The sequence below is a fragment of the Pseudomonas sp. HS6-2 genome (genome assembly GCF_049325675.2).
In the GTDB taxonomy this organism is placed as follows: domain Bacteria; phylum Pseudomonadota; class Gammaproteobacteria; order Pseudomonadales; family Pseudomonadaceae; genus Aquipseudomonas; species Aquipseudomonas putida_N.
The window spans coordinates 1,429,959-1,444,014 of record NZ_CM143906.1 but is presented as its reverse complement, the minus strand read 5'-3'; the positions used below and the strand labels follow the sequence as shown (position 1 = coordinate 1,444,014).

The 14,056-nt window shown below is 64.0% G+C and carries 9 protein-coding genes and 1 pseudogene; 5 read left to right on the top strand and 5 right to left on the bottom strand.

All coding sequences use genetic code 11. The features are described from left to right. Positions 1-82: 82 nt before the first annotated feature. Positions 83-1,519, top strand: a complete 1,437-nt coding sequence (locus ACOKS3_RS06755) for a M48 family metalloprotease (protein WP_422764537.1) — start codon at positions 83-85, stop codon at positions 1,517-1,519. A gap of 31 nt (positions 1,520-1,550) precedes the next feature. Here ACOKS3_RS06755 and nadA read toward each other — a convergent pair whose 3' ends face one another. Together nadA and ACOKS3_RS06745 are read right to left on the bottom strand one after the other, a co-directional pair. Beyond that, the gene (nadA, locus tag ACOKS3_RS06750) at positions 1,551-2,609 is read right to left on the bottom strand and encodes a quinolinate synthase NadA (protein ID WP_016711984.1); all 1,059 of its coding nucleotides are present in this window, start codon (positions 2,607-2,609) and stop codon (positions 1,551-1,553) included. 216 nt (positions 2,610-2,825) lie between these two features. After that, positions 2,826-4,334 carry a YdgA family protein gene (locus tag ACOKS3_RS06745; RefSeq protein WP_422764536.1) on the bottom strand — a complete coding sequence of 503 codons (1,509 nt, stop codon included), beginning with the start codon at positions 4,332-4,334 and terminating at the stop codon, positions 2,826-2,828. A gap of 451 nt (positions 4,335-4,785) precedes the next feature. Between ACOKS3_RS06745 and ACOKS3_RS06740 the strand changes: the two genes are divergently transcribed. The 4 genes and pseudogenes from ACOKS3_RS06740 (at position 4,786) to ACOKS3_RS06725 (ending at position 9,312) form a co-directional block, all read left to right on the top strand. Then, on the top strand, positions 4,786-6,138 hold the full coding sequence (locus ACOKS3_RS06740) for an APC family permease (RefSeq protein ID WP_103446255.1): 1,353 nt from the start codon (positions 4,786-4,788) through the stop codon (positions 6,136-6,138). A gap of 66 nt (positions 6,139-6,204) precedes the next feature. Further along, positions 6,205-7,365: pseudogene (locus tag ACOKS3_RS06735) on the top strand (cache domain-containing protein); the annotation flags it as partial. Between the two features lie 150 nt (positions 7,366-7,515). Further along, positions 7,516-8,271: a methyl-accepting chemotaxis protein gene (locus tag ACOKS3_RS06730; RefSeq protein WP_374755311.1), complete on the top strand. Its 756-nt coding sequence runs from the start codon at positions 7,516-7,518 to the stop codon at positions 8,269-8,271. A gap of 81 nt (positions 8,272-8,352) precedes the next feature. After that, positions 8,353-9,312, top strand: coding sequence for a cation diffusion facilitator family transporter (locus ACOKS3_RS06725; protein WP_422764535.1), 960 nt, complete (start codon positions 8,353-8,355; stop codon positions 9,310-9,312). 10 nt (positions 9,313-9,322) lie between these two features. Here ACOKS3_RS06725 and ACOKS3_RS06720 read toward each other — a convergent pair whose 3' ends face one another. From ACOKS3_RS06720 to ACOKS3_RS06710, 3 genes are read right to left on the bottom strand one after another with little or no spacing between them, the layout of a single operon-like run. Beyond that, positions 9,323-10,678 (bottom strand): TolC family protein, encoded by a 1,356-nt coding sequence (locus tag ACOKS3_RS06720; protein WP_422764534.1) that lies wholly within the window; start codon positions 10,676-10,678, stop codon positions 9,323-9,325. Next, the gene (locus tag ACOKS3_RS06715) at positions 10,675-12,780 is read right to left on the bottom strand and encodes a peptidase domain-containing ABC transporter (RefSeq protein ID WP_422764533.1); all 2,106 of its coding nucleotides are present in this window, start codon (positions 12,778-12,780) and stop codon (positions 10,675-10,677) included. Before ACOKS3_RS06715 ends, ACOKS3_RS06720 begins: the two co-directional genes overlap by 4 nt. Beyond that, complete coding sequence (locus ACOKS3_RS06710; RefSeq protein WP_422764532.1) at positions 12,777-14,033, bottom strand: HlyD family secretion protein; 1,257 nt, start codon at positions 14,031-14,033, stop codon at positions 12,777-12,779. The genes ACOKS3_RS06715 and ACOKS3_RS06710 overlap by 4 nt, the downstream gene beginning before the upstream one ends. Positions 14,034-14,056: the final 23 nt, after the last annotated feature.

Genomic DNA, 14,056 nt, shown 5'->3' with positions numbered 1-14,056 from the left:
TAAAGCTCGGTAGCATACCGCCACTGGTCTGCTCCGCGCGACCCGGCTACAGTAAGGCTTTTTCATCGACGCGAGCTTCTGCATGAATCTACTGCGCCCCACCCTGCTTGCGCTGGCCTGCCTGATGGCCCTTCCCGGCCACGCCGACGACCTGCCGTCACTGGGCGACGCCAGTTCAGCGATCGTTTCACCCAAGCAGGAGCACGACCTCGGCCGCGCCTGGCTGAGCTTGCTGCGTGGCCAGGTCAACCAGCTCAATGATCCGCAGTTAAAGGACTACGTCGAAACCACCGTGTATCGGCTGGCCGAAACCAGCCAGCTGCAGGACCGCCGCCTGGAATTCATCCTCATCGACAGCCGCGAGCTCAACGCCTTTGCTGCGCCTGGCGGCATCGTCGGGGTCAACGGCGGCCTGTTCCTCAACGCCCAGACCGAAGGCGAGTACGCCTCGGTACTGGCGCACGAACTGGCTCACTTGTCGCAACGCCACTTCGCCCGCGGCGTCGAGGCCCAGCAGCGCATGCAGCTGCCGATGATGGCGGCGCTGCTGGCCGGCATCGTGCTGGCGGCAGGCGGCGCTGGCGATGCCGGCATCGGCATGATCGCCGGCACCCAGGCGGCAGCGATCCAGGAACAACGGCGCTTCTCGCGGCAGAACGAACAGGAAGCCGACCGCGTCGGTATCCAGAACCTGGAAAAAGCCGGCTACGACCCGCGCAACATGCCGACCATGTTCGAACGCCTGGCGCGTCAGTACCGCTACGATGCCAAGCCGCCTGAATTCCTGCTGACTCACCCGGTGACCGAATCGCGTATCGCCGACACCCGCAACCGCGCCGAACAAGCGCCCAAGGGCGGCGTCGAGGACAGCCAGCGCTACCAGCTGATCCGCGCCCGTGTGGCCCTCACTTACGAGGGCACGCCAGGCCTGGCAGCCAAGCGCTTCCGCGCGCAGCTCGACGAAGACCCGAAACTGGACGCTGCGCGCTATGGCCTGGCCCTGGCGCAGATCAAGGGCGGCCAGCTCAACGAAGCGCGGGAAAACCTCAAGCCGCTGCTGGCCAAGGCGCCTAACGACATCACCTACAACCTGGCGCAGATTGACCTGGACATCACCAACAACCGCCTGGCCGACGCGCAGCAACGCGCCGAGCGCATGCAGGGGTTGTACCCGGGCAACTACCCGCTGAAACAGGTGCGTGCCGACCTGCTGGTCAAGCAGAACAAGCCGGCCGAGGCGGAGAAGGTGCTGGACGACCTGCTCAAGAGCCGGCCGGATGACCCGGACGTCTGGTACGACATGGCTGAAGTGCGCGGGTTATCGGGCAACACCATCGGCCTGCACCGGGCACGGGCGGAGTACTTCACTCTGGTGGGGGATTTCGACCAGGCGGTACAGCAGCTGGATTACGCCAAGCGCCGTGCGGGCAGCAACTTCCCGCTGGCTTCGCAGATCGACCAGCGCCAGCGCGAGATCATGGAACAGAAGCGCATGGTTCAGGAAATGATGGGCCGCTGATAATTTGGGGGCGCTTTGCGCCCCAGCTGACTCAGGCGTTACCGGAGAGCTTCAGGCGAGCCGCCTGGGTAAAGTCGAGCATGCGGTTCAGCGGCTTGATCGCCTTCGGCACAAGCGCCGGGTCGACGAAAATCTCATCCCCGCCGTTGCGCAAGCAATGCAGCACCCGCTCCAGGGTATTCATCGCCATCCACGGGCAGTGCGCGCAGCTGCGGCACGCCGCGCCGTTACCGGCTGTCGGCGCTTCGACGAACTCCTTGTCCGGGCAAAGCTGCTGCATCTTGTAGAAGATGCCGCGGTCGGTGGCGACGATGAAAGTCTTGTTCGGCAGGGTCTGCGCCGCCTTGATCAGCTGGCTGGTGGAGCCCACCGCGTCGGCCAGCTCGATCACCGCTTCCGGCGACTCCGGGTGCACCAGGATGGCGGCATCCGGATACAGCGCCTTCATGTCGGCCAGCTGGCGCGACTTGAACTCTTCGTGAACGATGCAGGCACCGTCCCACAACAGCATGTCGGCACCGGTCTGCTTCTGGATATAGCGGCCCAGGTGCTGGTCCGGGCCCCAGATGATGGTCTCGCCGTTGTCCATCAGGCTTTCGACGATTTCCAGCGCGCAGCTCGACGTCACCACCCAGTCGGCCCGCGCCTTCACCGCCGCGGAGGTGTTGGCATAAACCACCACGGTACGCTCGGGGTGCTGGTCGCAGAAGGCCGAGAACTCTTCGACCGGGCAGCCCAGGTCGAGCGAGCAGGTGGCCTCCAGGGTGGGCATCAGCACGCGCTTTTCCGGGGTGAGGATCTTGGCGGTTTCGCCCATGAAGCGCACACCGGCGACGATCACCGTCTCGGCCGGATGGTTCTTGCCGAAACGGGCCATCTCCAGCGAGTCGGACACGCAGCCGCCGGTTTCTTCGGCCAGCGCCTGGATGACCGGGTCGCAGTAATAGTGGGCTACCAGCACGGCATTCTGCGCTTTCAGCTCGGCAGCGATGGCCGCACGGTATTCGGCCTCCTGCTCGGCGGTCAGCGGGTTGGGCTGCTTGGCGTCAAGGTGGGCCTGAACCAACAGGCGTTCGGAAATCTGGGTCATGATCGCTGGACCTGCAGGCGCGTGTGCGCGTCAAATCGAGTGTATCACCCGGCCCTGGCAGATCGGCTAGGGGTGCCGGACGGCAGGCGTGCCGCCACGGCCCTCTGCGGGCGCGGATTATTATCGGACGCCGAAGGCTACAGACAATCAGGGGAATTCAAAAGCGGTTTTTGTGATGCCTGTGCTGGCCGCGAAGAGGCCAGCACAGGCATCACATCAGCCCTGCGGCTGCATGGCGGCAAAATGTGCCGCCAGCAGCATGGCGAACTCTTCGACGGTCATCTTCTTGCCGTTGAAGTCGACCATGCCATCGGCATAGTGCAGGCTCGACACCACATCGTTGCCCTGCACGGTGGCCATGCCGCTCTGCACCGCCATCATGCCGACCATCTCCCCAGCCTGGCTCGATTGCGAAGCAATCGCCTGGGCATCGGTCTGCCCTTCCAGCAGCGCCTGCAAGGTCGCCAGGTCGCCGATCATCGGCTTGGACAACGACAGCTTGCTTTTCACCTCGGTGATCAGTTGCTTGCTCAACTGGTCAGGCGGCAGGTCGAACGAGGCCGGGCTGGCGAAATCCATCGACAGGTCGAAACGGCTCTCGCCATTGGCAGTGCGGAACGCCAGGTTCTCGATGGCCAGCTTGGGCTTGGAGGCCAGCAACTGTTGCAGGTCACCGTGGAACCTGGCTTTTTCCGCCTCATCCATCTGGATTTCCGGCACCGGCTGCCCGGCCGCCTGAGCCGCTTCGAACTCCGGCAGGTGGGCCTGGTACCACTTCGACAGCGACTGCAAGGCCGGGGCATTGAGCGACTTGATGCTCACACCCATCTGCGCGTTACCGACTGCGCGGCCATCCCAGGTGATGTCCGCTACCCGGTAATCCACGCGGCCGCCAACGGTGTCCGGGCCATCCAGGGTTTGCAGGAGGTTCTGCTCAAGGCCCTTGAGCACCAGCACCTGCTGCTTGCCACCCAAGGTCGCCTTGGCCTCGGCCAGCAGCAGGTCGACATTGCCGACGTACACGGCGTCATGCTTGCTGGCCGCCAGATTGCCACCCACCTTCAACCCGGAGAGCTCGAGGGTGGCCGGCGGATGGTCCTCGCCGACCAGCTTCATCACGAAGCGATCCGCGCTGCCATGGAACTTCGACGCCTTGCCTTCCTGATCAGCGCTGACCTCCAGCGACATCCCCGAAAAGTCCAGGCTGCTGCCATCGGCCTCGGTACGCTTGAGCGGTGCCAAGGTGATGTTGCTGTCGACATTGCCCGAGAAGCCCAGGCTGGTATACGCAATGATCGGCGACTGCTCGCCTGCGGCAGCGAACCACGGCGCAGTGAGATCATCCTTCTGCAGGCTGCTGCTGCTCGCAGCCAGCACCGGCATCAGTTTCAGTGCCTTGACCCGCGACCACGGGAACGGGCCATGCTCGATCTGGTCGGTCATGCCGAGGTCGAAACTGACCACTTCGCCGTGGCCAAGGTTGATGTCCTTGGCCTTGAGCCGGTACTGCGCAGTACTGCTGAAGAAATGCTGATCGAGCGAGACCAACTCGACGGTCATGCTGCCGCCATAGTTGGTCAGGGCCTTCTTGAGCTGTTCGTTGCTGCGGCTGACGGCGTTGTCCAGCTCGCCAGGCAGCTGTTTGCCGGTGTACCAGGCGCCAGCTGTGCTCACGACGGCGATGGCGATGGCCAGGCCGGAAAGGATGCCTAATGATTTCTTCATGAATAGAACCGATCGATGTCCATATGGGCGGGATGCAAAAGGATATCACTGCGGTGGCAGGCGGGTGACGCCCCCTGAGCAGATATGGCGATTTGGGAAATGTCCGACAATCCAGCTGATCGTTAATTTTTACGAACATTCAAGTCGATCGAAATCGCAAAAAAACGAGCAAAAACCGAACATTCAGGCCGTTTAACCGATAAATATTTCAATTTCGCAACATCTTGTCATGTTTAACTTGACGCCTACCTATCAATCGTTTTTTATTTTCACCACCTCGCCCAGCGCCCGATCCACGAAGAAGAAAAAGTCGCGCCGTCATGATGCTCGGATGCCCCTGCCCGCACGCTTCAACCTCCTCGCCAAGGCACTGCCAGCCTGACGCCGGCGCCTAGCACGCGCCTATCTCTGCTCCAAACAAAAAAGGTGAACAACATGGAGCCACACCAGCATGCAGCATGACCACAACGCCACCGGCAACGGCCAATTCCGTAAATCCCTGCGCCTCTGGCACGTGGTCATCATCGGTTTGGCGTACCTTACGCCCATGACCGTATTCGACACTTTCGGCATCGTGTCCGGCGTTACCAACGGCCACGTCCCCAGCGCCTACCTGCTGGCCCTGGCCGGCGTTCTGTTCACCGCAGTGAGCTACGGCACACTGGTCCGCCGCTTCCCGCAGTCCGGCTCCGCCTATACCTACACCCAACGCGCAATCAACCCGCACGTGGGCTTCCTGGTCGGCTGGTCTTCGCTGCTGGATTACCTCTTGCTGCCCATGGTCAACGCGCTGCTGGCCAAACTCTACCTTTCGGCCATGTTCCCTGAAGTGCCGGCGTGGATGTGGGTGGCCGGCTTCGTCACCCTGATCAGCCTGATCAACATGCGCAGTATCAACCTGGTCGCGCATTTCAACCTGCTGTTCGTGGTCGTGCAGTTGATGATCATGTCTGTGTTCATCTACCTCTGCGTTCGTGGCCTGGACCAGGGCGAGGGGCTGGGAACCACCTGGAGCCTGCTGCCGTTCGCCGACTCGCAGACGCACCTCAGCGCCCTGGCTGCCGGTGCAACCATTCTGTGCTTCTCGTTCTTGGGCTTCGACGCGGTCACCTGCCTGTCCGAAGAAACCAAGGACCCGGGCAAGATCATCCCGCGGGCAATCTTCCTCACTGCCTTGATCGGTGGCGTGGTGTTCATCGCTGTGTCGTATTTCATGCAGGCGTACTTCCCTACCAACGCACGCTTCCAGGACCCGGAAGCGGCTTTGCCTGAAATTGCCCTGTATGTCGGTGGCAAGCTGTTCCAGTCGATCTTCATTGCCTGCACGGTGATCAATACCATCGCCTCGGGCCTGGCTTCGCAGACCAGCGTGTCGCGCCTGCTGTACGTCATGGGCCGTGACAATGTGATCCCGAGCAGCGTGTTCGCCCGCCTGCACCCACGCTACAAGACCCCGATCGTGAACATTGCAGTGGTCGGTGTTATCGCCCTTTCGGCAATTTTCTTCGACTTGGTAACCGCCACCTCGATCATCAACTTCGGCGCGCTGGTTGCCTTCAGCTTCGTCAACCTGTCGGTGATCAACCACTGCTACCTGCGCGAGGGCAATCGCCATGGGCTGGCCAACAAGATGAAGTACCTGGTGCTGCCGACCATCGGCTTCTGCATCATCGCCAAGCTCTGGCTCGACCTCAACGAGAACTCGTTGATCTTCGGCGGCCTCTGGGCACTGGCAGGGCTGCTGCACCTGGCCTGGCTGACCAAGGCTTTCCGGGTCTCGCCACCGAACTACGTCGCTGATTGACTCCAGCCACCGACAACGCCCGCGCCTGAACGCGGGCGTTGTTGTTGAACGATAAGGAAAGTCCTCATGCTGCTGCGTCGCCTGTCCATCCAGTGGAAGATCACCCTGCTCACCGGCCTCTGCCTGCTGGTCATCGTCGCCTTGCTGGTCGCCAGCTCGCTGACCCAGTCGCGGCGTAGCGCAGCGCTGGTAAACCAGGCCAGTACCGAAATGCTCGAACACAGCGCACGCCTGCGCCTGCAGGCCCACGCCGAGACCCAAGCGTTGCGCATCCAGCGCTACTTCATGGACGCCTACCAGTACGGCAACGGCTTCGCCCGCCTGGTACAGGTGCTCAAGGCCAAGGGCGGCACCGACCTGCGCGCCGAATTGACCCGCCAGGCCCACGCCAGCCTGGCCGGCAACCCGGACGTGATCGGCCTGTACCTGGTGTTCCAGCCCAATGCGCTCGACCACCTGGATAACCAGTTCATCGGCCAGGAGTCCAGCGGCAGCAACGAAAGCGGGCGCTTCTCGCTGTATTGGTCGCAGCCTCGCCCAGGCACCCTGGACCTTGAGGCGATGCCCGAATCGATGCTGAACGACAACAGCCCTGGCACCAATGGCCTGGCCAAGAACCGCTGGCTGACTTGCCCGCAGGAAACCGCAAGGGCCTGCGTGCTCGAACCTTACCTCGACGACGTCAATGGCCATCAGGTACTGATGACCAGCATCGCCCTGCCCCTGCTGGAAAACGGCAAGGTGGTCGGTGTGGTCGGCCTGGACATCGGCCTGGACAACCTCCAGCAACTGAGCCTGGATGGCCGCCAGGAACTGTTCGACGGCCAAGGCCAGGTCAGCATCGTCAGCGCTGCCGGCCTGCTCGCCGGGAACAGCCGTGACGCCAGCAAGCTGGGCCAGCTGCTGGACAAGCAGGTGGACCAAGGCCTGCTGCGCGTGGCCCGGCCGTTCACGCCGATTCCTGACGCCACCCCCTGGCAGGTGCAACTGGAACTGCCCGAGGCGGTACTGCAAGCGCCGGCCTTGGCCCTCAACCAGCGCCTGGACAGCCATAACCAGAGCGCCAACCTGACCAGCCTGCTGATCGGCCTGGGCGCCGCCATCATTGGCCTGCTGCTGGTCTGGCTGACTGCGCGTGGCGTTACCCGGCCGATTCTGGCCGTAGCCGCCCGCCTGGAAGACATCGCCAGCGGCGAAGGTGACCTCACCCGCCGCCTGGACTACGCCCGCCAGGACGAACTGGGCCAGCTGACAGGCTGGTTCAACCGTTTCCTCGACAAGCTGCAACCGGTGATTGCTCAAGTCAAAGGTTCGCTGCTCGAAGCCCGCGGCACCGCCGACCAGTCCGCCGCTATCGCCAGCCAGACCAGCAATGGCATGCAGCAGCAACAACGGGAAATCGAACAGGTCGCCACCGCCGCCAACGAAATGAGTGCCACCGCCCAGGATGTTGCCCACAACGCCGCCCAGGCGGCCCAGGCTGCACGCGGTGCCGATCAGGCCAGCCGCGAAGGCTTGCAGCTGATTGCCAGCACCCGCCAGACCATCGACCAGCTGGCCAGCGGCATGGACACCGCCATGGACGAGGCCCGTGCGCTGGAGCAGCGCAGCGAGCAGATCGGCTCGGTGCTCGAGGTGATCCGCGCGATTGCCGAGCAGACCAACCTGCTGGCCCTCAACGCCGCCATCGAAGCCGCACGCGCAGGCGAGGCCGGGCGTGGTTTTGCCGTGGTCGCCGACGAAGTGCGCAGCCTGGCCCAACGCACCCAGGTGTCGGTGGAAGAGATTCGCCAGGTGATCGAAGGGCTGCAGCAAGGCACCCAGGACGTGGTTGGCGCCATGCATGAAGGCCAGCGCCAGGCCCAGGCCAGCGCCACGCGCATGGAACAGGCACTGCCCGCGCTGGAGCGCATTGGCGAGGCCGTGGCGGTGATCAGCGACATGAACCTGCAGATTGCCTCGGCGGCCGAGGAACAGAGTGCGGTGGCCGAGGAAGTGAACCGCAACGTGGCCGGGATTCGCGACGTGACCGAGTCACTGTCGGGCCAGGCCGATGAATCAGCACGCATCAGCCAGGCGCTGAATCGACTGGCCAACCAGCAGCAGGCGCTGATGGAGCAGTTTCGTGTCTAGCCTGTAAGGGCCAATGTGTCTGCGCCGCGAAGCGGCCAGCACAGTCAACACAGCAACATCGTTATTTACCGAGCAAAATACATGCAAATCGCAACTCGTTCTTCTTTCTTCGATATCACCAGCGAACAGGGCCTGTTACGCACCTCGATCGCCGTCACCCTGTTCATCGCCACCATCGGCATCGGCTTCGGCCTGGCCTCTGGCTCGTTCTCGATCGTCTTCGACGGCGTCTATTCGCTGGTCGACGCCAGCATGAGCGGGCTGTCGCTGGTCGTGGTCAAACTGATCACTTCCCACGCCACCAGCCTGCAACTCTCGCGCAAGCTGCGCGAGCGCTTCACCATGGGCTTCTGGCACCTGGAGCCGATGGTCCTGGCACTCAATGGCATCCTGCTCAGCGGCGTCGCCATCTACGCGCTGATCAACGCGGTGAGCAGCCTGCTGCAAGGCGGTCGCCACCTGGAGTTCGGCATCGCGATGGTCTATGCGCTGCTCACCGTGGTCGCCTGCGCGACCATCGCCGTGGTCGAGAACCGCGCCAACCGCAAGCTGAAGTCCGACTTTGTGCGCATGGACGTCAAAGGCTGGGTGATGTCGGCCAGCATCACCGCCGCATTGCTGATCGCCTTCTGCTTCGGCTACGCGGTGCAGGGCACGCAGTGGGAATGGGTATCGCCCTATATCGACCCTGCGGTCCTGGCACTGGTCTGCCTGGTGATCATTCCGCTGCCACTGTCGGTGGTGCGCCAGGCACTGTCGGAGATCTTCCTGGTGACCCCCGGGGACCTCAAGCTGCACGTCGACACCGTCGCCCGAGAATTCGTTGCCAGGCACGGCCTGAAGTCCTACAAGGCCTACGTGGCCAAGGTCGGTCGCTCACGCGAGATCGAACTCTACTTCATCGTGCCCGCGGACATGCCGGCACGCTCGATCGCCGAGTGGGATGCCTTGCGCGACGAGGTCGGCGAGGCCGTTGGTGGCGAAGGCCCGGATCGCTGGATCACCGTGGTGTTTACCGGCGATCCGGCCTGGGCGGAATAAACCGCGCTCGCTAGTACTCGCGGCCGTCCAGCTGGCCGAGGTCAGCGGCCAGTTGCAAGCGCGCGGTGTACCAGTCGACCATCGACGCGACCCGCCGTTGCTGCGCGTTGGCCAGATCGTTCTGGGCATTCAGCAGCTCGATGATGCTGCCGACCCCGGCCTTGTACCGCCCCAGCGCCACCCGGTGCGACTGACTGGCACTGGCGACCAGCCGGCGGCTGATGACCAGCGCCTGGGTACGCGCCTCCAGGGACTGGCGGCTACGCCAGACACTCAGGGCGATGGCTCGCTGCGCACCATAAAGGTCCTGCTCCCGCGCCGCCGCTTCCGCCTCGGCCGCCCGCGCCCGGCGACGGGCGAGAAAGCCATCGAAGATCGGCACGCTGACTTGCACGCCCACGGTCCAGGTTTCGATCTGCTGCCGCGAGGCCACCTGTTCGACCGGTGTATCGTCATGCCGGTAGTCGCTGTACAACGAGAACGTCGGCCTCCCCTGGGCCCGCTCCGCCTCGGCCTTGGCCAGGCTGGAGGCCCATTGGGCGCGGGCGCTGTCCACTGAAGGGTGGACCTGCCGGGCCTGCTCCATCAATGCATCGACGCTTTGCATGAAGCGTGCTTCCTGGCCCTGCGGCTCGTCCAGCGCCTCCAGGCGCAGCGGCGCGGAAGGTGACAAGTTCAAGGCGCTGGCCAGCGCACCGTTGGCAATGGCCAGGTCGCCCTCGGCCAACACTCTCTCCAACTGCGCCTGCTCGAAGGTGGTCTGCGCCTGCAGACGATCGGCGCGCTCCCCCGCCCCGGCCTGGTGCTTGACAGTGGTCACCCGCAAGCTGTCGGCCGCCAGCGCCTCGATGCTGCGCCGGGCCTCGAGCAAGGCGCTGCTGGCCTGCACCTGGTAGAACGCCTTGCTGGTGGCGAGCACCACCTGTTGGATCTTTTCCACTCGACTGCTGCTGGCCGCGTTGAGCAACTGGCGGGCGCTTTCCACCCTGGCCTCGCGCAAGCCGAAGTCGTACAGCACCCAGTTGAGGCTCAGCCCATAGCCGCTGGTCCGGGCATTGAGGCTGGAGTTGGCTTCGGGAAAACCGTCATAGCGCGTCCTGCGGTTGGCCCGGCCGATGTTCGCCTGCCCCTGCAGGGTCGGCCAGTAGGCCGAGCGTTCGGCCTCCATGCTGGCCTGGCTGCTTAGCTGGGTTCGCCAAGCGGCCTGCAGCTCGGGGTCGGCGCACAAGGCCATGGCCACGGCGCGGGACAAGGCCAGCGGCTGGTCGGCGGGCAATGGCCCGGGGCAGGCCTGCAAGGACTGCGCGGCCTGGCCTTGCAAGCTGCACAGGCAAATCACCATGGCCAGCATTGCACGGCGCTTCATGATGCGTTCGTCACTCGCCCGTCGAGCAGCGCCATCACCCGCCGGGCCGAGCGGATGGTATCCGGCCGATGGGCGACGATCACGCGGGTGATGTGCAGCGCTTCCAGGGCCTGGTTGACTGCTGCCTCGCGCTGGATGTCCAGATGGCTGGTCGCTTCGTCGAGGAACAGCAGCTTCGGCCGCCGGTACAGCGCCCGGGCCAGCAGGATGCGCTGCTTCTGCCCACCGGAGAGCACCGCGCCCATATCGCCGACCAGCGTGCTGTAGGCCATCGGCATGCGCACGATGTCGTCATGCACGGCAGCCAGGCGGGCACACTGCTCGATCCAGGCCGGGTCGGCGTCATTGGCGAAGAAGCTGATATTGTCGGCGATCGAGCCGGCGAACAGCACGTCGTCCTGCAGCACCGTGGCGCTGATCCGGCGCAGGCGGCCTATCGAGCGGGCGTCGATGGGCTCGCCATCGAGCAGTACCTGCCCTTCCACCGGAGTCAGGATGCCCAGCATCACGTTCAGCAGCGTACTTTTGCCGCAACCTGAAGGGCCGACGATGGCCAGCGACTCACCCGGTTCGATCACCAGCGAAACACCGTCCAGCACCCAAGGCTCGTAGGCACAATAGCGGAACCTCAGCTGACGCACTTCCAGGCGCGGCACGGGCCCTTCGTCTGCCTCCGGCAACGGCGGCGACTGCGGTTCGGCGGCTTCCAGCACGATATCGGCCAGACGCTCACCATGCAGGCGCAACATCACGACATCCACCAGTTTGTCGATCAATCCGGACACGCGGCTGTTGAACTGGTCCTTGTAGGCACTGAAGGCGATCAGCATGCCGGCACTGAATGCACCGTCCATCACCTGCCGGGCGCCTAGCCAGATCACCAGCAGGGTCACCATGCCGAACAGCAGACCATTGAATGCCCGGTACAGCAGTTGCAGCTTCTGCGGCCGCAACCCGGCATTGATCTCGTCGACCAGCAGGCCGCTCCAGGTGGTCGCGCGTTGTTCCTGATGAGCGAACAGTTTCAGCGTGCGCACACCGCGCATGGTTTCGAGAAAATGGCTCTGCTGCCTGGCCGCATGGACCAGTTCATCCTCGCTGGCCCGTCGCAGCGGTCCGAACCACGCCCAGCGCGCCATTCCGTACAGCACCATGGCAAACACCGCAATCAGCGCCAGTGGCGGGCTATAGAGAAACATCAGAACTAGCGTGACCACGGTCATCAGGCCATCGAGCATGGCTTCGATGAACGAGGTGGTGAGGGTGCGCTGGATCGCCTTGAGCGAACCGAAGCGAGAAACGATATCGCCCAGATGGCGCCGCTCGAAGAACGCCACCGGCAGGCGCACCAGGTGGTTGAAGACATTGATCTGCCACTGGCTGCCGAGCAGCGTACCCAGGTACATCAACGCCCACGAACGGCCCAGCGCCAGCACCTGCTGGGCCAGCAACATCAGGCCGAAGCCGATGGCCAGCACCGCTAGCAGGTCGCGGTCGGCACTGACCAGCACTTTGTCGATCACCGTCTGCATGAAGAACGGCGCCAACACCGTGCACAGCTCCAGCGCCAGGCCCAGCACCAATACCTGGGTGAACACGCCGCCAAAGCCCTCGACCCTGCCCAGCAAGCGCCGCAGGGACAGCGGCGTCTTCGCCTCGCCCGGCTGGAAATCGCTGTGCGGCCACAGCTCCAGGGCGATGCCGGTGAAGGCCCTGGAGACCTCCTCAAGGCCCAGCTTGCACACCCCGCGCGCCGGATCATGGATGACCACCCCACGCGGGCCGACTTCCTTGAGCACCACGAAGTGGTTGAACTCCCAGTGCAGTATGCACGGCAGACGCAATTGCGGCAGTGCCTCCAGGTCCAGGCGCAGCGGTCGCGTGGCCAGGCCCAAGTTGCCGGCCATGGCCATCAGTTGCTTGAGCGTGGCGCCCTTCATGGAGGGCGAGAGCTTCTGGCGCAAGCCGTGCATGTCGTGCACCTGGCCATGGTAGGCGGCAATCATCGCCAAGCAGGCCTGGCCGCATTCGGCAGCCTCGACCTGCAGCATCACGGGCAGCTTGCGGCCGATGCCAAAACTCAGGGACTGGTAAAGGCTCACAGGCGTTTTCCTATGCCGCGCAAGGGCTCGAGCAGCCATTCATACAGCGGCAGCTTCTCCAGCATGATGTCCGCGTCCAACTGCATGCCGGAACGCAGGCGCTCCTCACCGCCGCGGGCGAACAGGCTTTGTCGCTCCAGCGTGACCTTGACCCGATACAGGGGCCCTTGTTCGCGCAATGCCTCGGAGGGCACACCCACGGTCATGACCTCGTCAGCCGGCAAGGCACTGCGGGAAACCGAAGCCACGGTACCGCGGGCCAGGCCAAAATGCTGGTAGGGGAACGCCTGGTAGCGCAGCAGCACACTATTGCCCGGCCGCACGAAGCCGGCCGAGCGGCTTGGCACATAGAGTTCCGCGTACAGGCTGCTGTGCTGCGGTACCAGGCTGAGCAGTGGCCGGCTGGTATCGGCGCGCGCCCCGTTGACCACGCCCAGCGCCGCCACCTCCCCTGCCACCGGGGCGGTTATCATCACCTGGCGCTTGCCCTCGCTTTCCAGCAAGCTGCTCTGGCTCTCCAGCAAGCGCCGCTGCAGCTCCGACATCTGCTTGGTCTGCTTGTAGGGCAGTTCAGCCAGCTCGGCACGCAACGCGGCGCTTTCGCTGCGCAGGGCGAGCAGCGAGCGGTTCAGCTCCTCGGTGCGCAGGCGCATTTCCAGCACGGCATCCTGGCGGGCCTGGAGCAGGTCACGGGAAACGAAGTCCTGGCGCTGCAACTCGGCGTAGCGTTCGGCGATTCCCTGGGCCAGGGCTAGGCGCTGGCGGGTCAGGGCAATCTGAGCGGCGACTTTCTCCTGTTCGCCTTCCAGCATGCCGAGGCGACGAGACTTGCCTTCACGTTCTTGTTGATGAAGCACCCGGGTTTCAACTATTTCATCGGCCAGACTACTGTTTCGCCGGGCAAGCAGCCGGCTGATGGCATCCTGGTTGGCGGCAGCCTCGCCATTGCGCGTGTCGCTGGCCAGGGTCAACAGGGCCTGGCCCGCCTTCACCTGCTCGCCATCGCTGACCTGCAGCCCCTCCACCACCCCGACCTGAGGGGCGAAGACCTTGACCACCCCAGCCTCGGGAACCAGCACACCACTTACGGCCTCGCGCCGTGTGTAACTGGCAAAGGTGATGAACAGGCCAACGGCGATACAGAACAGCACTGCGCAGGCGCTGGCGATGCGCAAGGACGGTGGCGAGAGCAAAATCACGCTTCCCAGGTCGTTGCGTGCCCCTGATTGCAGTGCTTCCTTACGAAATAGCATTCCCTGGCCTACTACTGGCAGTT

What these genes read in the sequence shown, in the direction of transcription:
- ACOKS3_RS06755 (WP_422764537.1), top strand. Translation starts at nt 83, where the DNA reads ATGAATCTACTGCGCCCCACCCTGCTTGCGCTGGCCTGCCTGATGGCC.
- nadA (WP_016711984.1), bottom strand. Translation starts at nt 2,609, where the DNA reads ATGACCCAGATTTCCGAACGCCTGTTGGTTCAGGCCCACCTTGACGCC.
- ACOKS3_RS06745 (WP_422764536.1), bottom strand. Translation starts at nt 4,334, where the DNA reads ATGAAGAAATCATTAGGCATCCTTTCCGGCCTGGCCATCGCCATCGCC.
- ACOKS3_RS06740 (WP_103446255.1), top strand. Translation starts at nt 4,786, where the DNA reads ATGCAGCATGACCACAACGCCACCGGCAACGGCCAATTCCGTAAATCC.
- ACOKS3_RS06730 (WP_374755311.1), top strand. Translation starts at nt 7,516, where the DNA reads ATGCAGCAGCAACAACGGGAAATCGAACAGGTCGCCACCGCCGCCAAC.
- ACOKS3_RS06725 (WP_422764535.1), top strand. Translation starts at nt 8,353, where the DNA reads ATGCAAATCGCAACTCGTTCTTCTTTCTTCGATATCACCAGCGAACAG.
- ACOKS3_RS06720 (WP_422764534.1), bottom strand. Translation starts at nt 10,678, where the DNA reads ATGAAGCGCCGTGCAATGCTGGCCATGGTGATTTGCCTGTGCAGCTTG.
- ACOKS3_RS06710 (WP_422764532.1), bottom strand. Translation starts at nt 14,033, where the DNA reads ATGCTATTTCGTAAGGAAGCACTGCAATCAGGGGCACGCAACGACCTG.